Source organism: Sphingobium sp. LF-16, assembly GCF_003711185.1.
Taxonomy (GTDB): domain Bacteria; phylum Pseudomonadota; class Alphaproteobacteria; order Sphingomonadales; family Sphingomonadaceae; genus Sphingobium; species Sphingobium yanoikuyae_A.
Genome location: NZ_CP029335.1, coordinates 732,000 through 754,387, shown reverse-complemented (window position 1 = coordinate 754,387; position 22,388 = coordinate 732,000). Strand labels below are relative to the sequence as shown.

The window sequence follows — 22,388 nt, the reverse complement described above, 5'->3', positions numbered from 1 at the left end:
GGGAGATACTTATGCAGCACTCAACCGATACAGGCCCGCCCCATGCGGCGGCAGCGTCACCGATATCCGGTCCGCCTGCTGCCCCAGGGCCTGCCCGGCCCACAGGTCGCGCACCGCCACCGGAGCGTTCAGCCCCAGATCGCGCAGCCTGATCCAGACCTCGCGTGGCTTGTCGCTGACGTTGAACAAGGCGACATAGCGATCCGCGCTCCCTTCCGCCTTCGCCGACCAGATGCGCCCGCCATCCTCGATATAATGGGGCTGATTGTCGGTGCTCGCCTGATTAACCGCGATCACCTCCTTGTTGGTCAGCAGCGCCAACGTCGCCGCATCCAGATGCCGCAGATCGCCGCCCATGATCAGCGGCGACCGCGCGATCGCCCACAGGGTCATCAGCGTCCGCTGCTCGTCCGGGGTGAAGCGGGTGTCGCGTTCGCCCAGCGCCAGCCGTCCCAGCGGCAGCATGTCCGCATCCGGCCATGATCCCGGCCCGCGATAGGGCGTCCAATTCTCCAGCCGCGTAAACTGCGCCTCCAGCATCGCCCAGTCATCCCAGAAATCATCGGAAATGCGCCACATCTGCGCATATTTGCGGACATGATCGCCGCGCATCACCGGCGTCTCGCCGGGCGAGAGGCTCAGAATGATCGGCCGCCCGGTCGCAACGATCGCCTTGTGCGCCGCCTCGATCTCCGCCGCATGGGCATCATAGGGCCGGCTCATATCGTCCATCTTGACGAAATCGACGCCCCAGTCGGCATAGAGGCGGAAAATACTGTCATAATAGGCCTGCGCGCCCGGCCGCGTCATGTCGACGCCATACATGTCCGGGTTCCAGCTACAGATGCTCTTCCTGTCGGCAATGTCCGCCGCATGATATTTCGTCCCCAATATCGGCAGATTCTGTTCCACTGCCGCGCGCGGGATGCCGCGCATCACATGGATGCCGAATTTCATGCCGAGCGCATGCACATCCTTGGCAAGCTGGATGAAGCCCTTGCCGCCGGCGCTGGACGGGAAGCGATTGGGCGCCGGGATCATCCGGCCATAGCCGTCCATCGCCGGCCTGGGCTTGGCGTTGTAGGTATAGCTCGACGCCTCGGGCTCATACCACTGAATGTCCACGGTGAAGATGTCATAGCCGAAGGGCAGCAGCTTTTCCGCCATGATCCCCGCGGTCTCGCGCGCCTGCGCCTCGGTAATGGTGGTGGCAAAGCTGTTCCAGCTATTCCACCCCATCGGCGGACGCGGCGCCAGCACCGCTTTTCCCGCTTCCGCCGGAGCTGCCCCCGCCCGCACTGCGCCAGCAGCCGCAAGCCCCGCCACACCGCCCGCGAGCATATCGCGGCGGCTAGCCTTCCATGTCATCCTCATCATTTGTCGGAGTTAATAGGAAGGCGACAAAAATAGCAACAGCCGTTCGTTTCGAGCCTGTCGAGACATCCGGCTCCAAGCCGCCTGGACAAGTGCGCCACCCATCAAAAGACCAAGATGAGCGGCTAGCGGACACTTCCCTATTTCGTCATGCCAGCGAAGGCTGGCATCTCTCTGTTCTTCTCAGAACCCAGAAGGCAGTGAGATCCTCGAAGCGAGGCACGCGCCTCGCTTCGACTTCGCTGGATGACGGAGTTGGGTGGGTTGCGGAATGGCTGCTTACGATAGAGAACAGAGACAAGCTGACGCTTGGCACCAGGCGATAGGCGTTTTATGCCCTGCTCATGGCGCAGACCCAGCATAGCTTCGCAAACCGCAAGGAAGGCCCGATTTATGTATCGGTCTGAGTAGCCCCTAGATTTCTGGACGCCTTCTATCCTAATTTTGAGGACAGGAGACGACGATGGGGAAGCCCAATTTCAGCGATGAGTTCAAGCGTGATGCGGTGGCGCAGATCACCGAGCGAGGGTATCCGGTAGCGGAGGTATCTGAGCGGCTCGGCGTCAGTCAGCATTCGCTGTATGCTTGGAAGCGACAACTGGCGAGGTGGTGTCTGGCGATGCCAGCAAGGATGCCGAGATCCGCCAGCTGAAGCGCGAGCTGGCCCGGGTGACCGAGGAGCGCGACATCCTAAAAAAAGCCACCGCGTATTTCGCCAGGGATGCAAAGTGAGATACGCATTTGTCGCCGAGCATCGTGACCAGTTCGGGGTTCGATCGATGTGTCGGTGTCTGCGCATCCAGCCCAGCGGTTTCTATGCTTGGCAGAAGAGCCCACTGAGCACGCGGGCCCAGGAAGATGCTCGGCAGACAGAGTTGATCCGGCAAGCCTGGAACGACAGCGGCAAGGTCTATGGCTACCGCAAGCTGCACGACGACCTGCTGGATCAGGGCGAGACCTGCTGCCCGAACCGCGTTGCCCGGCTGACCAGGCTGGCGGGTATCAAGGCGCAGGTCGGCTACAAGCGCCGACCGGGGAGCTATGGCGGCAAGCCGTCCCTGGCGGTCGACAACACTCTGGATCGCCAGTTCGACGTGGCCGCACCCGACAGGGCCTGGGTGACAGACATCACCTACATCCGGACCCTGGAGGGCTTTGCCTATCTGGCCGTCGTGATTGATCTCTATTCCCGCCGCGTGGTGGGTTGGTCGATGCAGAGCAGGCAGACCACCGATGCGGTGCTGCAGGCGCTGCACATGGCGGTATGGCGGCGCAAACCGAAGCAACGGGTGCTGATCCACTCGGATCAGGGCTCGCAGTTCACCAGCATGGACTGGGCGGCCTTCATCCGGGCTCACAATCTTGAGCATTCGATGAGCCGGCGCGGCAACTGCCATGACAACGCCGTCGCCGAGAGCTTCTTCTCCTCGCTCAAGCGTGAGCGCATTCGGCGCCGTACCTACAAAACACGCGATGAAGCCCGGCAGGATGTGTTCGATTACATCGAGATGTTCTACAACCCGGTGCGCAAGCAGATCAGGAACGGGATGCTGTCACCCAACCAGTTCGAACGGCAGCAGATTCTGAAAGCAGAAGGCGTCTAGAAAACTAGGGGCTACTCAGTCGAACCATGGCCGGAATGCTTTGAGTTGGAGCCGGGCGACAGGCTAACGCTTATATGGGATGCCTCCGAAAATGGGGACGCCATCACCATTGATTTCATCAACGATCACGAACTCGTCGCCTGGCCGAACGGTGAAACCCATCAAATGCAATATCTCATCAACGGAGAGGAAGCCGAAGATCGAAGCTGGACCTTCAAACATCGATGATTTGCCGTGTCAGAGGCAATTAGGGGTGGGAACAAGACATTCCTCCCCGGCACGGAGAGGGGACCACTCGCGCAGCGAGTGGTGGAGGGGCACAGGCCGGCTAGCGCAGCACTAATAGGCACTTGCCCCTCCGTCAGCGCTTCGCGCTGCCACCTCCCCGTTCCGGGGAGGAAAGTCATCTTGTGGTCGTCAGCCGTCAAAGCGCGACGCCGACATTGCGCCCATTCTCCCGCGCCACCCCGCCCCTATCCGCAAGCCCCCTTTCTCCCTATCTACTCCTCATGCACCGCCTGTTCGTCGCCATCCGTCCGCCTGCCACGATCCGCAGCCAGCTTCTGGCCCAGATGGCCGGCGTTCCCGGCGCGCGTTGGCAGGATGATGGCCAGTTGCACCTGACCCTGCGCTTCATCGGGCAAGTGGATCGCCATCAGGCGGATGATATTGCCGATGCGCTCGCCGGCGTCCGCTTCCAGCCGTTCGCCATCGCGCTCGCCGGCGCCGGCTATTTCGATCGGCGCGGCGTGGTCGACACATTATGGGCCGGGGTGCAGCCGCGCGATCCGCTCGCCCATCTTCATGCCAAGGTGGATCGCGCCTGCACATCGACCGGCATCGCGCCCGAAGCCCGCGCCTATCTGCCGCACATCACCCTCGCCCGCTTCAGCCGGCACGGCGGCGATATCGCGCCTTTCCTCGCGCTGCACGCCGGCCTTGTATCGCCCGCCTTCACCGTGGACGAATTCAGCCTCTATGAAAGCCGGCTCGGCCATGCCGGCTCGAGCTATCACGCGGTCGAAACCTATCGCGCAGACGGTCATCCCGGCGCCCGCGACGATTGACGCGGACGCCGGGGCAATCAGGCCTCAGCCAACGCTCAGCACACCACAGGCGACGCGGCCGCCCGCATTGCCGGTCGGGTCGCTCTTGTAGTCGTCGGCCTGGGCATGGATCACGATGGCCGCGCCATCGCCATCCAGCAGCGGCGTCGCGCCGTCGCTGATCGTGCCGCCCGGCACCACATATTCGATCTCGCCGCTGCCGTCGGGCTTGGCCTGCATGTTGGGCATGTCGCCCATATGCATGCCCTGCGGATTATCCTTGCCATGCTGATGGCTGGTCGGGTTCCAATGGCCACCCGCGCTGGTGAAGTCCGGCCCCGTGCAGACGCCGGTAGTGTGGATATGCACCGCGTGGATGCCCGGCGTCAGCCCCTGCGCCTTGACCACGACATGCAGGCCATCGCCTGCCTGGGTCACCACGGCGGTGCCGCGCGCGCTGCCATCGCCAGCGGCCAGCTTGGCCTTGGCGGTCGGCGCGGCGGGCGCGCTCTGGCTGGTCGCGGCACAGGCCGTCACGGCAGCGAGCAGAGGCAGGGCAAGGAACAGGGCGGCGGTCTTCATGGCAAACTCCCGATCACGGAAACAACTGCGCGAACGCGGCAGACGCGTCTTTGTTGCCGATCCGATCCGGTTTGTCATGCCCCTTCTGCATATCGTTCGCAATAAAAGCAGGGAGATAGCATGGCATCCGTCCTGACACCCCTCCTTCACCGCCCCAAAGGCGCCATCCGCAGGCAATAGCCTGAAACCACGATGCGTCACGTATCAGGCCGAAGCCCGGTAGCAATCCAGACCACAGCGTTATCGGCCTCGCCCCTGCAATTAGCTGGCCGGCCATGAGCGCAGACATCATCAACCGCCCATATGTCGATCGTCCACGCTGTCCGGCATCAAGGCACATGACACGCCGGCCAGATATCCGTTCAGCCCGGATCGCGGCAGGCCCCAGCACGTGACAGAGCAACGTGCGACAGGCCAGCACGTGCAACGCAGGACAAGAAAAAGGGGCCGATCTTGCGATCGGCCCCTCTTCATATTCCATCCCGAAGGACGGAAAGTTCTTACTGACCCGAACCCGGACCGTAGCTGATTTCCACGCGACGGTTCTGGACTTCGCGAACGCCGTCCGCGGTGTCGACGCGCGGCTTCGATTCACCGAAGGCCTGGGTGGTCATCACGCCGTCAGGGATACCCTTCGAGGCGAGATAAGCCTTGGCAGCGTCAGCGCGACGCTGCGACAGACCAACGTTGTACGAGGCTGCACCCGAACGGTCAGCGTGACCGGCCAGCATGACCTGGGCGTTGCCGCAAGCGCTGTAGGCCGAAACCGCGTTGTCCAGAATGGTGGCGGCATCAGGCGTGATGTCCGACTTGTCCCATTCGAAGAAGACAATGTACGGCCCAGGCGAGCATTCCGGCGCCGGCGGGGGCGGCGGAGGCGGCGGCGGCGGCGGGGGGGCGGGGGGGCGGCGGGGGCGGCGGAGCCGCTTCAACCGGAGCGCCGAAGTTGTAGGTCAGGCCGAGCAGCAGGCTGTGGGTACGCAGCTTGCTGTCCACGCTCGAACCGGCGGGGCCACCAATGGTGGTGTAGGCCGGGATGAGCTTGATGTCGTCCTGGTTGAAGTAGCGATACTTCAGCGAGACGTCGAGGTTGTTGGTCACCGGGTAACGCACGCCGGCGATCGCCTGCCAGGCGAAACCGGTGTCGCTGTCGTTCACCAGGTCGTTGGCCAGCTTGCCACGCGACACGCCGACACCGCCGCCGACGAAGCCCTGCAGGCCATCATCGGGACCGAAGTCGAGCAGGCCGTTCAGCATGAACGAGAGAGCCGACGAAGCGCCGCCGAAGCCGCTCTTGTCGAGGTCGACCTTGGCGCGCTTGTAAGCAGCTTCGGCTTCGAGGCGGAAGCCACCGAAGTCGTAACCGATATTCGCGTCGAAATCATAACCCTTGTGGTGGTCAGCCGACACGGTGTTGCTGGCGGCGCCAGCATTACCGGGGGTGAAGGTGATGTCCTGATCTTCAACGATCATCACGCCGGCGTCGACGCCGACATACCAGCTGTTGTCGCGCGCCAAGGCCGGGGTGGCCAGGGCACTGGTCGCAAGCGCAGCCGCGAGGGCAAGCTTCCGCATTTGAATTCCCCTTTCAAAAGTGTCACGAAGGACTGCTGAAACCATGTATCGGCAAGAAGGTTTCATGGCAAGTCCACAATTCGTGAAACCGTTGCAAAAATAACGCAGTAGGGACATCCCCTAGGCTCGCCTCCAAGCTAATACCTACCCCTCTCCATGAAAAGATCGCCGATACTCCAGAATTACATGGAGATCAGTCCATGCCCCTGCAAAACCGCCAATATCGCGGCAATTGCGCCACGACTCTCGCTATCGACGATCGTTCCACCGGCCGGCCCGGCGATCGCGGGCTGGCGTGCGCCAACAATTTGCTGGCCGGCGACATAAAATCCCTCGCTGCGCACCGCATCATCCCGCCATGCCGTACCGTCATGCACCATGGCATGGCCGCGATCCGCCACCGCCAGCCGCAATCCGGCCTTCGGCACGACGAAGCGCCCCCCCCCTCTGTCCAGCCGGCAACATGCTCCTCCCGCCCGGCCCAGGCACCGCTCGCCCCAGCCGCCACGATCGATCGCAGCGAACTCGCGGCAATCTCGTCCAGTGCCGACAGGGCGATCCGTCATCTCCCCAGACGGCGCCATCGCCCGGCGGCCTTTCGAGCCCCGCCGCTCATTCGCTCACCACCGCGCCGCTGCTTTCCAGGCTCAGCGCATAGTTGCGCTCGCCATTATAGTCGCCGGCATAGTCGAGCCGCGTCACCAGGAAGCGGCCGCGCATCCGCTCGCCGCTCTCGAAACTTAGCTCATAATCTTCGATCGTGCCCGCCAGCGCATGATTGCGCACCCGGATTTCGGCCGCCGATCCGGTGAAGATGCCGGCCGCCGACACGCTGACCGATCGCATCCCCGCGCCCGACAGCAGCTCGCGCCAGCCGCCCGAATCCTTGCTGGTGATGTTGACCGCCTCGCCATTCACCGACAGCTGGGTGGTGCGCATCCCGGCCACCGTCTCATATGTTGCCGGGACGTTGCCATTTCCCACCTTCAACAGAAACGCACTTCCTTTTTCGACGCCCATGGCGCATTCTCCCGTCAGACAAAGCGTTCTAAAACGCGGATTAAAGGAGAGGTCTGATGCTCGTGGTTGCTCCCCTTCTGATGATGCTCGCGGCCGCGCCGTCGGCCGACGCCATCGGCGCCGCCCGCAAGGCTTTTGCCGGCTGCCTCTCGGCCCAGGTCCAGCCCTCGCTCGACAAGAAGGTGCCGCTCGGCGAATTTCAGGGTCAGTTGAAGACGGCCTGCGCCGACAAGGAAGCCGCCTTCCGCGCCGCGATACTCGCGCAGGACAAGGCCGACGGCATGTCGGACAAGGATGCGCAGGCCGATGCCGACGATCAGGTGTCCGAATATGTCGACAAGATCATCGGCGAATATGAGGAATATAATAAGCCCGGCACCTGATCAGGCGCCGATAGCCTCGCGCACCACGCGAATGCGGTAATCCGCCACCGCCAGCCAGCCGCCTTCGCCGCGCGTGCCCGTCCGGGCGATCCGCGACCGCAACAGGCTGGCGGTGACGATCCGCACCGCCCAGCAGCCGGCAGCCCTGCGCCCTCGGCCTGCGCCACCAGCCGCGCCAGCATCTCCTCTTTCATGGTTCCGCCTTCCCTTGGGCGCCGCGCGCCTCTATCTGGGCCCGCATGAAGCGCACCCCTCGCAAATTGCTGATCGCCCTCGTCATCCTCGCGCTCGGCCTCATCGCCTGGCATTTCGGCCTGTTCCGCGCCGGCGACTGCCTGTTGCAGGGCGGCAGCTGGAACATGGACAACGGCTTCTGCCGTCTCGACAGCCTCGCCCAGCCCCTGTGAAGCGGGCGCTGCTCGGCGCACTGCTGGTCCTGATCGCCGCCGCCCTCTGCCTCTGGCAAAGCGACTGGCTCGCGCAGGATCGCTGCCTCGACAGCGGCGGCCGCTGGACCGCACAGGGCAGTTGCCAGCGCTAGAAGAAAGACAAACAAGGTTCACGCGGAGCCGCGAAGACGCGGAGAAGAGAAAAGAGCCGCCGCAGGCGCAGCACAAAAATCTCCGCGCCTCCGCGTCTCCGCGCGAACTTCAAATGCCCAGCATCGCCTTCTTCTCTTCCGCAGAGAGGAAGTCCGCCCCCGCCACCCGCTCCCACAGCGCCGCGCGCTCGTCCGACAGCGCCGGTACCGCGTCCAGATCCGTCACCAGGCTCAGTCCCGGCCACCAGCCCTGCAATCCCTGCGCCAGTCCCGCGCCGATCTTGCCGACCAGCGGCAATATCGTCTGCCGCCACAGCGCCTTGTTCGCCTCGCGATAATTGGCGTAGCTATTGTCGCCCGGCAGCCCCATCAGCATCGGCGGCACGCCAAAGGCCAGCGCGATCTCCCGCGCAGCCGCCGCCTTCAATCCCACAAAGTCCATCTCGGCCGGCGACAGGCTCATCGCCCGCCAGTCGAGCCCGCCCTCCAGCAGCATCGGCCGCCCGGCATTGGCCGCGCCGCTGAACGCCGCCTCCATCTCGCGCCGCACCCGCTCAAACTGTTCCGGGCTCAACACCGATCCGTCGCCCGGCGCATAGACCATCGCGCCCGAAGGCCGCGCCGCATTGTCGAGCAGCGCCTTGTTCCACACCGTCGCGGCATTGTGGATCGCCACCGCCCCCGCCGCCGCGCCGACACAGCCCAGGCCATAATGATCGTCGAGCGGATGGAGCGCGCGGATATGGAGCAGGCTGGTCCGCCCCGCGCCATCCTCGGGCGACAGCCGGGTCACGCTCTCGCCCACGCGATAGAGATAGGCGGCGGGCCAGCCGCGCGCATCCGCCTCCACGCTCACCCGCTCGGGTCGCAGCGCGAACAGCTCGGCCGGCATCCCATCCGCGCCCGCAATCACCTGCACATAGCCATTGCCGTGCAGCAGCACATGGCTGGCCAGCGTCTCGATCAGGCCCTGCCCCGCCGACGCCCGCGCCACCAGCGCCCCGATCCGCGCCGCCGCCGCACCATCCACCCCGCCGACCTTCAGCACGCACGCCCCCGCCCCTTCGGACACCAGCCGCATCGCCCGCTGCGCCACCGGATTGCCGATCACCCCGGCGCGCAGCTGCGCCTCATAACTGGCCGGCCATTCGCCCAAGGCCACCGCGCCCGATCCCCAGGCCCGCGCCAGCACCGGCCGCCCGGCTTCCCCAGCGGCCTTCATCCCGAACCATTTCATCGGATCGTCCCCATAAACAAAGATCCTCGCCCCTCCAGGGAGAGGATAGTGGAGGCCCGCGGCGCCAGCCGCCTGCCAAAAACTGGAAAGCGGCGCCAGCCGCCTACCGAAACCTGGAGGGGGCACGCCCTTGCGGACCGACCCGCCTTTATAAAAGCCAGGCAGCGATCAAATCTGCGCCCATGCCCCTTGCACCGATCCTGCTCATACTCGCCCAGGCCAGCGGGCCGGTCGTCACGCCCCTCGTCCTGCCCACGACCCAGGATTATGCGCTCGTCGCCCTGCCGCCCGCATCGACCGGTGCCGCCACCGTCCGCATCACGCGCCGCCCCGGCAGCGACCAGCTGGATTGCACCCCCTCGGCCATTGTCGGCGGCACCGCCATCGCCGTGGCAAGCTGCCGGCTCGCCATGATGAAGATGGGCTGGATGGCAGCGGTGAAGGACAGAAATGGTCAGGATGGGACGATCCCGGTCGTCCGCCTGTTCTGGGAGCCGGCACCATCGACTTTCCAGGGCGACATGGGTGGCGCCACGCCGATCGCCCTCGACGGCAAGGCGCCGATCGCAAGCGACCCGGACAAGGCAGCAACCGCGCTGCAAAGCGATTATACCGTCCGGCTCGACGCCACCGGCCATCCCCGATCCTGCCGCATCACCCAATCATCCGGCACGCGCCGATATGACGACACCGCCTGCCTCGTGGCGATGGGCCAGCGCTATCTGCCGGCGCTCGACGACCAGGGCCGACCAAGGGAAACCGAGGTAAAATCCTGGGTTCGGTTCACGGATCGATAAAGGGCCGACACCCCCTCCGCTTCGGAGCATCCCCCTATGCAAAAAATCCTCGCCCCTTTGGGGAGAGGATAGTGGAGGTTGGCGGCGCCCAGCCGCCTACCGAAACTTGGAGAGGGGCACGCCCTTCGGACTCGCCCGCCCAAAATATTGCCACCCTGTTTCCAGCGCCACCTCATCCTGCTAATCAGTCGCAATATCCAAGCCAGAGACCTGCCCTGATGACCGCGCCCTCGCCCCTCCTCACCCAGACCGCCGACCAGATGCGCGAACAACTCGCCGCATCCCCCGAATCTGCCGCCGCGCTGATCCGCGCCGGCGCCGATGCCGGCCTGCCCGACGCCCAGGCCTATTATGGCCAGTTGCTGCTCGACGGTCAGGGCGTCGCCGCCGACCCGGCCGAAGCCTTCCGCCAGTTCGGCCTCGCCGCCGCGTCGGGCCATGTGATGGCGATCAACATGGTCGGCCGCTGCCATGAAAAGGGCTGGGGCACGCCGGTCGATCCGGTCGCGGCCGCCGCCTGCTATCGCCGCGCAGCCGAATCCGGCCTCGACTGGGGCATGTATAATTGGGGCAGCGCGCTCGGCCTCGGCTCCGGCGTCGCGAAGGATGAAGCGGCCGCGCTCGGCTGGTTCCAGAAGGCCGCCGCCCTCGGCCATGCCAAGTCGATCAATTTCCTCGGCGCCTTTCATGAGGAAGGCCGCCTCCTCCCCCGCGACATGGACCGCGCGGACGAATGCTATCGCATCGCGGCGGAGGGCGGCGATTTTCGCGGCCAGTTCAACCATGGCCGACTGCTCGCCGAGGCCGGCGGCATCGCCGCCGCCGCCCACTGGATGCAGGCCGCCGCGACCAGCGCCACCCCCGCCTTCCGCACCATGATGCGCGACCATCTCGCCGCCTCGCCCCACGCCGCCCTGCGCGCACTGGCCGCCGATCTGTAAACGCTTCGGTCTTAGAAAAAGGTCGTCATTCCGAACCTGATCCGAGAGCCCTTAGGCCCTTGCATCTGGCGGGGCTATTGCGCCCGATCCATCAGCTTGCGGATGCCGAACCAGATATAGAGGGCAAACATCCCGCCACTGCCGAGCATCCAGGCCCAGCCCCGGAAGCTGCGATCGCCGCCAGCGACACAGCCCCAGAAAATCAGCCCGCTGAACCCCAGCGAAAACAGGATGAAACGCCAGTTCAGCATCGCGCGGGCATCCCGTCGCATCTGCGCCATCGGGCGTGGCGGCAGGATATCCGGCCGCCCCCCTGACCAAGCGCCGCGGCGCGAAACTGGCATAATATATCCAGGCCATCAGGCCGACCACACAGGCTGTCGTCATGACATTCTGCGTCCAGTCAGGCAGCGTCAGCCATTCCGACAATGTCACCCAGACGATGATGATCGCCATGATGACGCCGGTCGACGTCCACATGCCCCGGCGACCTGCAACCCGCTGCCAGCGCGCAACCAGCGCCGCATATTCCTCCGGGCTGACGAACTTGGCGCCACCCTTGCGGGACGGATAATAGGCATAACCGCCCTCCACCGGCGTGAACTGGCGCTGAAATACCCCAATGCTGTCGAACATGATGATCCCCCTGCCGGCATCCTGTCGATAGAGGGCGTGAATTTCCATCCTTTTGTTCGCAGGACAAAAAAGGCCCGGCACCTCAGGGGGCCGGGCCTCGTTTCTGGCGATGGGCGCTATCTCATCTGTTCCGCCGCAGCACCTCGTCGCAGCGGGAATTGGTGCCCGATCCCTTGCCGATCAGCCGCCCCGCCGCTGCGCCGCCGGCGCCGGCCAGCACCGTCTCGCCCACGCCGCCGCCGGCGATGATGCTCGCGCCCGCGCCCACGCCCGCGCCGATCGCGGTGCCCTTGTCGCGGCCCTTCTTGCCCTGGAGCAGGCAATAGCGCACATCGTCGCGGTCGCGCGGATCGGCCCGCGCCACCCGCGCCCGATCCTTGCTGTTCAGGCTTGCCGCCAGCACCGGGGTTGCGACCATCGTAACAGCGGCCACCGCCGCGATCATCCTGACCATCTTCATGTCCGTCACTCCTGATCGGTGCGAAACGAAGCAGGAGAGCGCCTTGTTCCGGCGCCCATCCTCCTTGTTCACAGCCCCATATAGGGGCCGTGACGGACCGCCGCCTATTGCGGTTAATCCCTATCCGGGCGCCATCAATCGATGCGCGAAATGAAGTCGGCGGCCGGGCGGCGCACCTTCTTCAGATTGACCAGCCAGTCGCCCTCGTCCGCGCGATAGCCCAGCGGCATCATCACCACCGAGCGCAGCCCGCGCGCCCGCAGGTCCAGTATCTCGTCCAGCGCGGCCGGGTCGAAGCCCTCCATCGGCGTCGCATCCACCTCTTCAAAGGCGGCGGCGGTCAGCGCGATGCCAAGGCCGACATAGGCCTGGCGCGCGGCATGCTCGAAATTGGTCTGGGCGTCGCGCTGCGGATAGGTGTTGAGCAGCATCTGGCGATAGGCTTCCCAACCCTCGTTGCGGAAACCGCGCTCGTCATTGACCAGGTCGAACATGCCGTTGATCCGGTCGGCGGTATAATTGTCCCAGGCGGCAAAGACGACCAGATGCGACGCATCGGTCACCTGCGCCTGGTCCCAGGCGATCGCCCGGATCTTCGCCCGCAATTCCTTGTTGGTGACGACGATCACCTCGAACTGCTGCAACCCGCTCGACGTCGGCGCCAGCCGCACCGCCTCCAGGATGCGCTCCACCTTGTCCTCGGCCACCAGCTTGTCCGGGTTCATCTTCTTGGTGGCATAGCGCCAGTTCAGACGGTCGATCAGCATGAGAAATCCTTATATTGCAACGGCGCCAGCCTAAGCCCCGCCCATGACGCTTCGATGTAGCGCCCACCGCCCCAGGAATAAAGATCTCACATTGAAACCAAATATTGTACCACCCATCCTTGGCCTATTCCGCCCTCGGGTAAGACGAGGATGACCTGAAAAGTGACCATTTTTGCTGCTGAATTTGTCGAGCGCGATTTCTGATTGCGGGCATGGTACGGCGCTGCAACATCTTGTGCGATGGCAACCGTAACAATCGTATTAGCGATATTCTTTGTAGCGTTTGGAAGCGCCATTTTCCTAACTCGCCGCTGGAATGCTGCCGTTAGCGTTCTTGACGGCTTGGGAGTTGGTGTGACTTGTTGGGGTTGGCATATTCGTTTGGTTCGCTAACAACCAGCACTACTTTTGCAGAAGTCTGTTGGGGTGTCTGATCAGGCTGCATCCTCAGTAAGGGCAGTGCTCTTGCGGTGAACGGCGGGCATTGGTGCAGCGTACTGCTGGCAAGGTGGGTTGTAGAAGCGGACCGACTCACCCGGCATGTGCAGGGCCCCTGCGGAGCGGTCAGCCGCCCTTGGGTTTCCTTGCGCCAACTGACCTGCCTCCACTTCGCGCGTTCGAGCATCGCGTGCGCAGCTATGAATTTGACGTCCGGCACAAGCCGCCTCCGAGGGCGACCGCGGCCTGCGACCGGGAAGATCAGCGGCACTTCGGCCGGATATACCTTCTGGTGTCTGGGAATGCCGGCAACTCAGCAAGGGGCAAGTGTACTCAGCGCCTGCCGGAACGGAGCCGATAGCTCATAACCGGCGTCGGCCAACACACATCCGAAGCGCACGCCGGCAGCAACGATGCGGTCGATCTCCTCGATCACGATCTCGGGCTCGGTGCGATATTTGTGCAATGCAGCAGGTACGTCCGACTTGTCCATGCGCGCGGCATCTCTCGTCCAGCTTTCCGGCAGGAGCAGCCGCAAACTCAGCATGAATGGAACTTCGCTCGAAGCCAGCGTCTGACAGTTGGCATTCTTGCCGAGCGGCATGGCCTATTGCGGCGCAACGCCAACCGAGGCCTTGCCCTTGTTGGGCAAAGCGGTGTCGTCAATGATTACCCAGGCTCCATCGCCACCGACCAATTCATCCGCCTGGCTCCACAAGGTCGCTTCCAACGGGCACTGCCCTACAGACCAGCCCGATGAAATAATGAAGCCGGTCATAAGGGATCGCGTCCGAGCGAGCTACCATGTGCTGGGAGCTCTTGCGATCACCGGGCCCGATCAGACCGGCGATATAGGCTAGGCACATTCGACGCCGCGTCTTGTTACCCAAGACTTCCTGATAAGGGGTGAGCCAACGCGCAACATCCGCTTGAAAAGCCACGCCCATCGTAGCCTCTGTCAAAGCTGTGGGGCCATGAATCACGCAATCAGCGCAATAGGAATCCCAAAAATCCGATTTCTGCCAAAGTAGTGCTAATCAGGCAGTCAAACGCTTGCAGCAAACGATCGCCAGCGCCTTAAACCCTGATCCCCGCCAGCCACTCGCCAATCATCGCCCGGCCCGCCGCCACCGCGCCCGGCCCATGATCGTCATGATCCTTCCGCAGCGCGACGCCGCATTGTCCGGCCACGTCCAGATCGGCCCAGAAATGGGTCAGCCAATCCTCGAAACGCGGATCCTCGCCCATTTCGGCGTGGAATTGCAGCGCCAGCAGATTGGCCCCGCGCCGGAAAGCCTGATGCGCATAGCGATCGGTCGATCCCAGCAACTCGACTTGATCAGGCAGGTCGAACGTGTCGCTATGCCAGTGCAGCACCGGCACCCCGTCGATATGGCGCAGCGGCGACCCCGCCCCCGCCGCATTCACGCTGACCGGCGCAAAGCCCAGTTCCATATGCCCACCCGGATAGACCCGCGCGCCGAGCGCCGCCGCGATCATCTGGCTGCCCAGGCACACGCCCAGCGTCGGCCGGTCCGCCGCCAGCCGCGCGGAAAGCTTGCCGATCTGCACCGGGATCCAAGGATGCACATCCTGTTCATAAACGCCCATCGGCCCGCCCATCATGATGAGCAGATCCGGTTCGGTCAGGTCGATATCGGCGAAATCGGGGCTGGCCACATCGATCCGCTCGATCTGATAGCCGGCCGCCTCGATCGGCTGGAGATAGCCTGCCGCACCCTCGCGCGGCACATGTCGGACGATCAACGCTCTTTTCATTACCTGCGATAGCTAGCCAGCCAAACCCGTCGACGCCAGCCCAGCCTTTCTTGGGGACAGAAAATTGCCGCTATCGGCTTGGCCCGGCCGCCCGGCCATGATTTAACCCAGCGCCATGATCCTAACCCGCATCGCTCGCCCTGTCCTGCTGGCCACTTTGCTCGCCGGCACCGCCCTTTCCGCCCAGACCAGCGAAGCGCCTTCCGCGCCGGTCGATGCGGTCGATCCCTTCATCGGCACCTCGGGTGAAGGCCATACCTTCCCCGGCGCCGTCGCCCCCTTCGGCATGGTCCAGCTTTCGCCCGACACCCATGTCGGCCCGGCACGCCAGACCTATAACTGGGCCGCCGGATACCGCCACGAAGACCCGGTGATCCGCGGCTTCTCCCACACCCATTTTTCCGGCGCGGGCCATAGCGACCTGGGCGATTTCCTGGTGATGCCGGTCAGCGGTGATACGGTCCCGCTGGAAGCTGGCGACGACAAGACGCCCGGCTTCCGCTCGCACAAGGCCGATGAAATCGCCTCGGCCGGCTATTATGCCGTCACCCTGACCGATCCGGGCGTGCGTGCGGAAATGACCGCCGGCCCCCGTGTCGGCGTCCACCGCTACGCCTTCCCCACCGGCAAGGCCGCGCATCTGCTACTCGACCTGCGCTCGATCATCTATGACTATCCCGGCAAGATCCTCTGGTCCTCGATCCGCATCCGCCCCGACGGCACGATTACCGGATCGCGCGAGGTGCGCGGCTGGGCCACGCCGCGGCGCATCTTCTTCGCCATCCGCTTTTCCGCGCCGCTGACCGGCCACCGCTTCGTCAGCACCGAGAAGGATATTCTCTACAAGGGCTTCAAGGGCCCCGGTCGCGGCCCCGAGACGCTGGATTCTCTCTCCGGCCGCGCGCTGGTGGCGCAGCTCGACTTCGGCACGCTGACGAAGCCGCTGGAGGCGAAGGTCGCGCTGTCGGGCGTGGACGAGGACGGCGCCATCGCCAACCTTGCCAGCGAACCAGGCGATTTCGACGCGATCCGCGCCAAGACCCGCACCGCCTGGAACGATGCGCTGGGCGCGGTGAAGATCGACGCGCCCAAGGCGATGCGCACCAATGTCTATACCGCCCTCTATCACAGCCTTATGGCGCCCAGCGTCTGGAGCGACGCCGATGGCCGCTGGCGCGGGCCGGACGATCAGGTCCATGCCGGAACCGGCTTCACCATGCATTCCACCTTCTCGCTGTGGGATACGTTCCGCGCCGAACATCCGCTGCTGACGCTGATCCAGCCCGAAGCGAAGAATGCCGATTTCGTGAACTCGCTGGTCGCGGGGCAAAAGACCAGCCCGTTCGGTATCCTTCCCGTCTGGCAGTTTGGCGGCAAGGAAACCTGGACGATGATCGGCTATCATGCCGTCCCGGTCATCGCCGACGCCTGCCTGAAAGGGATCAGGGGCATCGACTGCGCCGCCGCGCTGAAAGCCATGGTCGCCAGCGCTGACTATGCCCCCTATGGCGGCCTCGGCGACTATATGAAGCTCGGCTATGTCCCCATCGACCGCGAGCCCGAAGCCGCGTCCAAGACGGTCGAATATGCCTTTGACGACTGGACCATCGCCCGCCTCGCGCGCCAGCTGGGCGACAAGGCCACGGCAGAGCGCTTCGAGAAGCGCGCCCAATATTGGCGCAACAGCTTCGACGCCAAGACCGGCTTCCTGCGCGCGCGCAAGGCCGACGGCTCTTTCCGCACCCCCTTCGATCCGACCGCGATCAACTATGGCAGCGACTATACGGAAGGGAATGCCTGGCAATATAGCTGGTTCATGCCGCATGATCAGGGCGGTCTGTTCCGCCTGCTGGGCGGCGACGCGAAAGCCATCGCCAAGCTCGACGCCATGTTCGACTATGACAATAGCAAGATCGACTATAGCCATGCCGAGGATATATCCGGCCTGATCGGCCAATATATCCATGGCAACGAACCCAGCCACCATGTCGCCTATCTCTACAGCTATGCCGGCCAGCCCTGGCGCACGCAGGAGCGCCTGAAGCAGATCGTCGACAGCCAGTATAAGCCCACGCCCGAGGGCCTCGCCGGCAATGACGATCTGGGCCAGATGTCCGCCTGGCTGGTCTTCACCGCCTTGGGCTTCTATCCGGTGGCGCCGGGCAGCAACGAATATGTGATCGGCCGCCCCTTCGTCGACCGCGCCGACATGGCATTGTCAAACGGCCAGCGCTTCACCGTGATTGCCGATGGCCTGTCCGACGCCAATCGTTATGTCGGCCGGGTGACACTGAACGGCAAGCCGCTCGATCGCGGCTATATCACCGACGCGGAAATCCGCGCTGGCGGCGAACTGCGCTTCACCATGCAGGCCAGCCCCAACAAGACATGGGCGACCGGCGTAAAGGCCCACCCCTTCTCCATGACCGGCTATGGCAAGTGAGGGCGCGAGACCGGCATTATCTCTTCGTCTGCAGCCAGAACAAGCTGCGCAGCCCGACCGCCGAACAGATTTTCGCTGACCATCCCGGCATCGAAACCCTGTCGGCGGGCACCAACCAAGATGCGGAAACGCCGCTGGACGATGAGATGCTGCGCTGGGCCGACACCATCTTCGTGATGGAAAAGGCCCATCGCAGCAAGATCCAGCAGCGTTTCCGCGGCGCGTAGGCGGCACAAGGATCGTCTGCCTCGAGATACCGGACGATTACGCCTTCATGGATGCGAACCTGATCGCCCTGCTCCACACCCGCATGGCCAGCTTCCTGCCACGCACACTTTGCGCCTGATCGCCCCAAGCGACGAAGAGGCTGACAGGAAAAGCTCTGAATGAAGGGAGCGAGGGGCCCAGCATAGCCCGCTTTGCCCTTCCGCTATCCCGACAAAGGCTGAGGTCTTGCACCTCCCACACGCGACTGCCTACAGAGGAAAAGGAGAAGACGGATTTGGGTGGGAAATAGAATGCCCGATAATCCTTCCCAAGCTTGCTTGGGGAGGAAGACCGCCAAAGGCGGCGGAGGGGCAAATAGATGAGGTCGCGCCACTGCCCCGCCCGTCAGCGCAACGATGATCCGCACGCGCCACGCACGATGCGGGCCACAATCACAGTACCAAAGTCACAGGGCCATATCCATGCCCAGCATCCGCGCCAGCAGCAGGGCCAGGCTGACGCGCTCAGCACCGCCCCTTCTCCGCCTTCCTGTCCTGTTCATAATGCCATCGGACGACAAAGAACATGCCCGCCCCCAGCACGGCAACCTTGAACAGGATGAAAACAACAGGAAGCCAGTCCATGATCTTGAACACGTCCCCGCCAACAAGAAACCATGTTCAACAGGATTGCCCCGACGGCAATCGAATGCCCCCTCGTATGTCGGGAACAGCGGGATGAACATGGGGCATTATGCCCGCCCCAGGCAGGCTCCGGCCATTCACTGTTGTCGATTTGGTCGATCGCCGCTTAGAAAAGCTGTCCTCGCCGTTCCATCATCCCGGACTTGATCCGGGATCCATTGCGCGCCTCCTCTCCATCCGCCGTCGCGCACAATGGATCCCCTGAGTTCACAAACGAAGTGCAACACCGCAGACAGGTTTTGCCATGTCAGGAGATTGACAGGTTTCGACCATTTTCGTCGTTCGCATGATCTCCCACTAACCCCGATTGCAGACGTTCTGGCAAAGCTGCAAATACGCTCGATGGAGCAGCCCATTCATGAGCCTAGATGCAACACATGCGGTCGCATTCTTGGGATAGATGCCGATCTCCTTTCCACGAACTGCGGAGGCGATTGCTGGGGATGTGTGGGCGAATTAGAGTCGGATGGATGGCCAGCCTCTGCGAAAAAGGTATCTGCCGAGGTGGCTTCTGGGCTTCGCAACCCTGATGGCTCAGCGAAGCCTCCGTCACGATAGGCCAGGCTTGACCATTTGTTGCCAGCGATGCGATTTGTCGCTTCGCTTGAAACTGGACGTTGAATGACGAGCGGGAATACGGCAGGCTTTTCGTCATGGGGTGGATCGCCAAACCGGGTTCTGCGGAAGACCGCCTAAATCAGTGACTAGTTCGGAAGAACTTAGCCCCGGTCTTTTTGGCATTCTCGGTTTTAGAGAGCGGATTGTTTTTCTGGCTGGCTGTTCGCAGGGCTGGCGCTTTCTAATGCTTTTGCCGCTCGCCTACGCCATTGGAGCTTTCATAACCGGCGTCGTGTTATGGAGGTCGAAAGCCCCTTCATCGGCTCTATAGATAGCGACATATTTTTTCGTAGGGCTGCCGGTAATCAAGATGGTTCTGAACAGCGGTATCATTAGCGAAGTGGTTGCATTTTTCTCCCAGCGACAATGCGTCATCACCCGTTTGAGTAGCCCCTAGTTTTCTAGACGCCTTCTGCTTTCAGAATCTGCTGCCGTTCGAACTGGTTGGGTGACAGCATCCCGTTCCTGATCTGCTTGCGCACCGGGTTGTAGAACATCTCGATGTAATCGAACACATCCTGCCGGGCTTCATCGCGTGTTTTGTAGGTACGGCGCCGAATGCGCTCACGCTTGAGCGAGGAGAAGAAGCTCTCGGCGACGGCGTTGTCATGGCAGTTGCCGCGCCGGCTCATCGAATGCTCAAGATTGTGAGCCCGGATGAAGGCCGCCCAGTCCATGCTGGTGAACTGCGAGCCCTGATCCGAGTGGATCAGCACCCGTTGCTTCGGTTTGCGCCGCCATACCGCCATGTGCAGCGCCTGCAGCACCGCATCGGTGGTCTGCCTGCTCTGCATCGACCAACCCACCACGCGGCGGGAATAGAGATCAATCACGACGGCCAGATAGGCAAAGCCCTCCAGGGTCCGGATGTAGGTGATGTCTGTCACCCAGGCCCTGTCGGGTGCGGCCACGTCGAACTGGCGATCCAGAGTGTTGTCGACCGCCAGGGACGGCTTGCCGCCATAGCTCCCCGGTCGGCGCTTGTAGCCGACCTGCGCCTTGATACCCGCCAGCCTGGTCAGCCGGGCAACGCGGTTCGGGCAGCAGGTCTCGCCCTGATCCAGCAGGTCGTCGTGCAGCTTGCGGTAGCCATAGACCTTGCCGCTGTCGTTCCAGGCTTGCCGGATCAACTCTGTCTGCCGAGCATCTTCCTGGGCCCGCGTGCTCAGTGGGCTCTTCTGCCAAGCATAGAAACCGCTGGGCTGGATGCGCAGACACCGACACATCGATCGAACCCCGAACTGGTCACGATGCTCGGCGACAAATGCGTATCTCACTTTGCATCCCTGGCGAAATACGCGGTGGCTTTTTTTAGGATGTCGCGCTCCTCGGTCACCCGGGCCAGCTCGCGCTTCAGCTGGCGGATCTCGGCATCCTTGCTGGCATCGCCAGACACCACCTCGCCAGTTGTCGCTTCCAAGCATACAGCGAATGCTGACTGACGCCGAGCCGCTCAGATACCTCCGCTACCGGATACCCTCGCTCGGTGATCTGCGCCACCGCATCACGCTTGAACTCATCGCTGAAATTGGGCTTCCCCATCGTCGTCTCCTGTCCTCAAAATTAGGATAGAAGGCGTCCAGAAATCTAGGGGCTACTCAGTTCCAGCGGCGACGCCCGGATCGACCGGATCATGTGCGCGATGCTCAGCGCCTGCGTGCGCGAGGGCGTCAGTGATCCGGCCGGTGGCAAGGCCTGCATCAATGCCAAGATCGCCAGCTTCGAGGATGAGGTCGTGCCGGTGCCTGCGCCCCTGCCCCCGCCCGCGCCGGCCGCCGTCGCCGCCATGGCCGGCCCGCCTCCAGCCACCCCGCCCTCGTCCCCGGCCCCGCCCGACCAGCCGCCCGCCCCGCCAAAGGGGCCGCCGATCATCGTCACCGGCCGCCCCAACCCGATCCTCGCGGGCCAATGGGCGTTCAGCCAGCACCAGACCGTGATCCGCGATTTCAGCACCCGCACCCTGCCGATCCGCACCTGGAACCTGTGCATCCCCGACGGCACGATCGACGCGACGATCGAAACCATGCTGGACGACAGTTTCGCCGGCCCCGGCACGTCCAGCTATTGCCGACAATGGAAACTGGACGGCGACGGCGCCGCCATACACGGCAATCAGCGCTGCTGGCTCGGGCCGGGGGTGCGGATGCAGGGCAAGCTGGAAGGCGAAATCGGCCCGCGCAGTGTCGAGATAAAACGCAACATCCGCCTGTTCGAGGTCAATAGCGCGCCCGCCCGCTATCTGGGCAGCCCCATGGGCGGCGACGCAGAATTTCTCATGTCGATCACCGGCACTCGCGTCGGCAATTGCAGGCCCCGGCGCTGAGCGCACCAGACCGCGGCGTCGCAAAATCGGCAGCCGTTCCGATCGCGCCTTGCCATTCCGGCAAGCCAGTGCATAGGCGCCACCAGGAAATGTTCCGCTGGGCCACAGAGGGCGTCTCCCATAATCAATCGGCTCCGAATCCATCCGGAAGGGGGACAGTATTTTGCGTTATTCCGCTTTGGTGATCGTCTTTTTCACGACGTCGGCGCTGGCCCAGACCGGCAGCATCATCGACCATCGGGCTGCCAACATCCCGGCGGGAAAGACGCTCGGCATCGCCGAAAAGCGCCATATCATGCAGGATTTCGCCGCCTGCACGGTCCGGCGCTGGCGCCATGGCGTGGAACGCTATCTCGACACCGTGCCGGAATCGGTCGAGGCCCAGACAATGGGCGCGCGGCTGGCGACGGAGGATTGCCTGATCAGCGGTCAGATGCAATTTCAGGAAGCCCTCTATCGCGCCGCCGCTTATGAGGCGATGTATCGCGTCACCTTCGCGCGTCAGGGCGTGTCCGATTTCACGTCCGTGCCGCCGATCGATTATGCGCAACCAGGCGCGCCCACGGACGAAGCGGCATCCGCACGGGCAACCCTGCGCCGCCTGGCCGATTGCGCCGTGCGCCACGGCCCGCTCGAAGCGCGCGCGCTCATCCTCTCGCCGATCGGCGGACCGGACGAAAACGCCGCCTTCGCCGCCGTCACACCGATGGTTTCGGCCTGCATGCCCGCCGACGCCACGGTCAATTTCTCGAAGATCAGCCTGCGCGGTTATGTTGGCGAGGCGCTCTATCGCCTGTCGATGGCGGCGCGAGGCGCCAGCGCCCCGCCATCCTGAGGATACGACCGGCCACGCCAGCACCATAAAACAAGCCCTGCGCAATTGGCCGCCATGCTTTCCAAGCCGGGCAGATCG

22 protein-coding genes and 4 pseudogenes are annotated in these 22,388 nt (G+C 63.7%); 11 read left to right on the top strand and 15 right to left on the bottom strand.

Annotated elements, in window-relative coordinates; translation table 11 throughout:
- Window positions 1-9: 9 nt before the first annotated feature.
- Window positions 10-1,368, bottom strand: coding sequence for a glycoside hydrolase family 27 protein (locus DIZ22_RS03705; protein WP_048938881.1), 1,359 nt, complete (start codon window positions 1,366-1,368; stop codon window positions 10-12).
- A 469-nt stretch (window positions 1,369-1,837) separates the two neighbouring features.
- On the opposite strand from DIZ22_RS03705, the pseudogene DIZ22_RS03700 reads away from it, so the two are divergent.
- The 3 genes and pseudogenes from DIZ22_RS03700 to thpR all read left to right on the top strand — a co-directional run bounded on the left by DIZ22_RS03700 (window position 1,838) and on the right by thpR (window position 4,045).
- Window positions 1,838-2,978 (top strand): annotated as a pseudogene (locus DIZ22_RS03700) (IS3 family transposase).
- A gap of 45 nt (window positions 2,979-3,023) precedes the next feature.
- Window positions 3,024-3,206 carry a hypothetical protein gene (locus DIZ22_RS03695; protein WP_199909676.1) on the top strand — a complete coding sequence of 61 codons (183 nt, stop codon included), beginning with the start codon at window positions 3,024-3,026 and terminating at the stop codon, window positions 3,204-3,206.
- Between the two features lie 281 nt (window positions 3,207-3,487).
- Window positions 3,488-4,045: an RNA 2',3'-cyclic phosphodiesterase gene (thpR, locus tag DIZ22_RS03690; protein ID WP_048939629.1), complete on the top strand. Its 558-nt coding sequence runs from the start codon at window positions 3,488-3,490 to the stop codon at window positions 4,043-4,045.
- Between the two features lie 24 nt (window positions 4,046-4,069).
- On the opposite strand, the gene DIZ22_RS03685 is transcribed toward thpR, so the two are convergent.
- The 5 genes and pseudogenes from DIZ22_RS03685 to DIZ22_RS03670 all read right to left on the bottom strand — a co-directional run bounded on the left by DIZ22_RS03685 (window position 4,070) and on the right by DIZ22_RS03670 (window position 7,201).
- Window positions 4,070-4,606 (bottom strand): superoxide dismutase family protein, encoded by a 537-nt coding sequence (locus tag DIZ22_RS03685; protein ID WP_122927915.1) that lies wholly within the window; start codon window positions 4,604-4,606, stop codon window positions 4,070-4,072.
- A gap of 13 nt (window positions 4,607-4,619) precedes the next feature.
- Window positions 4,620-4,898, bottom strand: a complete 279-nt coding sequence (locus DIZ22_RS21610; RefSeq protein WP_164488845.1) for a hypothetical protein — start codon at window positions 4,896-4,898, stop codon at window positions 4,620-4,622.
- Between the two features lie 208 nt (window positions 4,899-5,106).
- Window positions 5,107-6,181, bottom strand: a pseudogene (locus tag DIZ22_RS03680) (OmpA family protein).
- Between the two features lie 182 nt (window positions 6,182-6,363).
- On the bottom strand, window positions 6,364-6,609 hold the full coding sequence (locus DIZ22_RS03675; protein ID WP_240626852.1) for a DUF2793 domain-containing protein: 246 nt from the start codon (window positions 6,607-6,609) through the stop codon (window positions 6,364-6,366).
- A 184-nt stretch (window positions 6,610-6,793) separates the two neighbouring features.
- Complete coding sequence (locus tag DIZ22_RS03670; protein ID WP_048939633.1) at window positions 6,794-7,201, bottom strand: phage tail protein; 408 nt, start codon at window positions 7,199-7,201, stop codon at window positions 6,794-6,796.
- A gap of 56 nt (window positions 7,202-7,257) precedes the next feature.
- On the opposite strand from DIZ22_RS03670, the gene DIZ22_RS03665 reads away from it, so the two are divergent.
- Window positions 7,258-7,584 (top strand): hypothetical protein, encoded by a 327-nt coding sequence (locus DIZ22_RS03665; RefSeq protein ID WP_048939634.1) that lies wholly within the window; start codon window positions 7,258-7,260, stop codon window positions 7,582-7,584.
- On the opposite strand, the gene DIZ22_RS22350 is transcribed toward DIZ22_RS03665, so the two are convergent.
- Entirely contained in the window at window positions 7,585-7,710 is a 126-nt protein-coding gene (locus DIZ22_RS22350) for a hypothetical protein (RefSeq protein WP_272939639.1), read from the bottom strand. It lies immediately after the preceding gene.
- A gap of 113 nt (window positions 7,711-7,823) precedes the next feature.
- On the opposite strand from DIZ22_RS22350, the gene DIZ22_RS21605 reads away from it, so the two are divergent.
- Entirely contained in the window at window positions 7,824-7,991 is a 168-nt protein-coding gene (locus DIZ22_RS21605; RefSeq protein ID WP_004207814.1) for a hypothetical protein, read from the top strand.
- 243 nt (window positions 7,992-8,234) lie between these two features.
- Here the strand turns inward: DIZ22_RS21605 and DIZ22_RS03660 are convergent, their stop codons facing one another.
- Window positions 8,235-9,362 carry a phage portal protein gene (locus DIZ22_RS03660; RefSeq protein WP_122927914.1) on the bottom strand — a complete coding sequence of 376 codons (1,128 nt, stop codon included), beginning with the start codon at window positions 9,360-9,362 and terminating at the stop codon, window positions 8,235-8,237.
- Window positions 9,363-9,544: 182 nt separating this feature from the next.
- On the opposite strand from DIZ22_RS03660, the gene DIZ22_RS03655 reads away from it, so the two are divergent.
- Together DIZ22_RS03655 and DIZ22_RS03650 are read left to right on the top strand one after the other, a co-directional pair.
- The gene (locus tag DIZ22_RS03655; RefSeq protein ID WP_048939579.1) at window positions 9,545-10,159 is read left to right on the top strand and encodes an energy transducer TonB; all 615 of its coding nucleotides are present in this window, start codon (window positions 9,545-9,547) and stop codon (window positions 10,157-10,159) included.
- 218 nt (window positions 10,160-10,377) lie between these two features.
- Window positions 10,378-11,100: a tetratricopeptide repeat protein gene (locus tag DIZ22_RS03650; protein WP_048939578.1), complete on the top strand. Its 723-nt coding sequence runs from the start codon at window positions 10,378-10,380 to the stop codon at window positions 11,098-11,100.
- A 51-nt stretch (window positions 11,101-11,151) separates the two neighbouring features.
- Here DIZ22_RS03650 and DIZ22_RS21600 read toward each other — a convergent pair whose 3' ends face one another.
- From DIZ22_RS21600 to DIZ22_RS03620, 5 genes and pseudogenes are all read right to left on the bottom strand, one after another.
- Entirely contained in the window at window positions 11,152-11,736 is a 585-nt protein-coding gene (locus DIZ22_RS21600; RefSeq protein WP_137406109.1) for a hypothetical protein, read from the bottom strand.
- A gap of 121 nt (window positions 11,737-11,857) precedes the next feature.
- Window positions 11,858-12,196, bottom strand: a complete 339-nt coding sequence (locus tag DIZ22_RS03635; RefSeq protein ID WP_048939575.1) for a hypothetical protein — start codon at window positions 12,194-12,196, stop codon at window positions 11,858-11,860.
- A gap of 134 nt (window positions 12,197-12,330) precedes the next feature.
- Window positions 12,331-12,963, bottom strand: a complete 633-nt coding sequence (locus tag DIZ22_RS03630) for an NAD(P)H-dependent oxidoreductase (RefSeq protein WP_048939574.1) — start codon at window positions 12,961-12,963, stop codon at window positions 12,331-12,333.
- A gap of 751 nt (window positions 12,964-13,714) precedes the next feature.
- Window positions 13,715-14,267, bottom strand: a pseudogene (locus DIZ22_RS03625) (transposase).
- Between the two features lie 211 nt (window positions 14,268-14,478).
- Complete coding sequence (locus DIZ22_RS03620; protein WP_048939573.1) at window positions 14,479-15,180, bottom strand: glutamine amidotransferase; 702 nt, start codon at window positions 15,178-15,180, stop codon at window positions 14,479-14,481.
- A gap of 115 nt (window positions 15,181-15,295) precedes the next feature.
- On the opposite strand from DIZ22_RS03620, the gene DIZ22_RS03615 reads away from it, so the two are divergent.
- Both DIZ22_RS03615 and DIZ22_RS22135 read left to right on the top strand, forming a co-directional pair.
- On the top strand, window positions 15,296-17,623 hold the full coding sequence (locus DIZ22_RS03615) for a GH92 family glycosyl hydrolase (protein ID WP_122927913.1): 2,328 nt from the start codon (window positions 15,296-15,298) through the stop codon (window positions 17,621-17,623).
- Complete coding sequence (locus DIZ22_RS22135) at window positions 17,620-17,850, top strand: hypothetical protein (RefSeq protein ID WP_122927912.1); 231 nt, start codon at window positions 17,620-17,622, stop codon at window positions 17,848-17,850. The genes DIZ22_RS03615 and DIZ22_RS22135 overlap by 4 nt, the downstream gene beginning before the upstream one ends.
- Before the next feature lie 504 nt (window positions 17,851-18,354).
- Here DIZ22_RS22135 and DIZ22_RS22345 read toward each other — a convergent pair.
- Together DIZ22_RS22345 and DIZ22_RS03600 are read right to left on the bottom strand one after the other, a co-directional pair.
- On the bottom strand, window positions 18,355-18,486 hold the full coding sequence (locus tag DIZ22_RS22345; protein WP_272939640.1) for a hypothetical protein: 132 nt from the start codon (window positions 18,484-18,486) through the stop codon (window positions 18,355-18,357).
- A 1,067-nt stretch (window positions 18,487-19,553) separates the two neighbouring features.
- Window positions 19,554-20,694 (bottom strand): annotated as a pseudogene (locus DIZ22_RS03600) (IS3 family transposase).
- A gap of 91 nt (window positions 20,695-20,785) precedes the next feature.
- Here DIZ22_RS03600 and DIZ22_RS03595 point away from each other — a divergent pair.
- Together DIZ22_RS03595 and DIZ22_RS03590 are read left to right on the top strand one after the other, a co-directional pair.
- Window positions 20,786-21,475 (top strand): hypothetical protein, encoded by a 690-nt coding sequence (locus DIZ22_RS03595; RefSeq protein WP_234415615.1) that lies wholly within the window; start codon window positions 20,786-20,788, stop codon window positions 21,473-21,475.
- A gap of 163 nt (window positions 21,476-21,638) precedes the next feature.
- A complete protein-coding gene (locus DIZ22_RS03590) occupies window positions 21,639-22,310 on the top strand; it encodes a hypothetical protein (protein ID WP_137405206.1) in 672 nt (223 codons plus the stop codon).
- Window positions 22,311-22,388 lie beyond the last annotated feature (78 nt).

Excerpts from the sequence above, each read along its gene's own strand:
- DIZ22_RS03660 (WP_122927914.1), bottom strand. The coding sequence starts at position 9,362 with ATGAAATGGTTCGGGATGAAGGCCGCTGGGGAAGCCGGGCGGCCGGTG.
- DIZ22_RS03655 (WP_048939579.1), top strand. The coding sequence starts at position 9,545 with ATGCCCCTTGCACCGATCCTGCTCATACTCGCCCAGGCCAGCGGGCCG.
- DIZ22_RS03620 (WP_048939573.1), bottom strand. The coding sequence starts at position 15,180 with ATGAAAAGAGCGTTGATCGTCCGACATGTGCCGCGCGAGGGTGCGGCA.
- DIZ22_RS21605 (WP_004207814.1), top strand. The coding sequence starts at position 7,824 with ATGAAGCGCACCCCTCGCAAATTGCTGATCGCCCTCGTCATCCTCGCG.
- DIZ22_RS03630 (WP_048939574.1), bottom strand. The coding sequence starts at position 12,963 with ATGCTGATCGACCGTCTGAACTGGCGCTATGCCACCAAGAAGATGAAC.
- DIZ22_RS03650 (WP_048939578.1), top strand. The coding sequence starts at position 10,378 with ATGACCGCGCCCTCGCCCCTCCTCACCCAGACCGCCGACCAGATGCGC.
- DIZ22_RS03615 (WP_122927913.1), top strand. The coding sequence starts at position 15,296 with ATGATCCTAACCCGCATCGCTCGCCCTGTCCTGCTGGCCACTTTGCTC.
- DIZ22_RS21610 (WP_164488845.1), bottom strand. The coding sequence starts at position 4,898 with ATGATGTCTGCGCTCATGGCCGGCCAGCTAATTGCAGGGGCGAGGCCG.
- DIZ22_RS03685 (WP_122927915.1), bottom strand. The coding sequence starts at position 4,606 with ATGAAGACCGCCGCCCTGTTCCTTGCCCTGCCTCTGCTCGCTGCCGTG.
- thpR (WP_048939629.1), top strand. The coding sequence starts at position 3,488 with ATGCACCGCCTGTTCGTCGCCATCCGTCCGCCTGCCACGATCCGCAGC.
- DIZ22_RS03635 (WP_048939575.1), bottom strand. The coding sequence starts at position 12,196 with ATGAAGATGGTCAGGATGATCGCGGCGGTGGCCGCTGTTACGATGGTC.
- DIZ22_RS03705 (WP_048938881.1), bottom strand. The coding sequence starts at position 1,368 with ATGACATGGAAGGCTAGCCGCCGCGATATGCTCGCGGGCGGTGTGGCG.
- DIZ22_RS03665 (WP_048939634.1), top strand. The coding sequence starts at position 7,258 with ATGCTCGTGGTTGCTCCCCTTCTGATGATGCTCGCGGCCGCGCCGTCG.
- DIZ22_RS03670 (WP_048939633.1), bottom strand. The coding sequence starts at position 7,201 with ATGGGCGTCGAAAAAGGAAGTGCGTTTCTGTTGAAGGTGGGAAATGGC.
- DIZ22_RS03595 (WP_234415615.1), top strand. The coding sequence starts at position 20,786 with ATGTGCGCGATGCTCAGCGCCTGCGTGCGCGAGGGCGTCAGTGATCCG.
- DIZ22_RS21600 (WP_137406109.1), bottom strand. The coding sequence starts at position 11,736 with ATGTTCGACAGCATTGGGGTATTTCAGCGCCAGTTCACGCCGGTGGAG.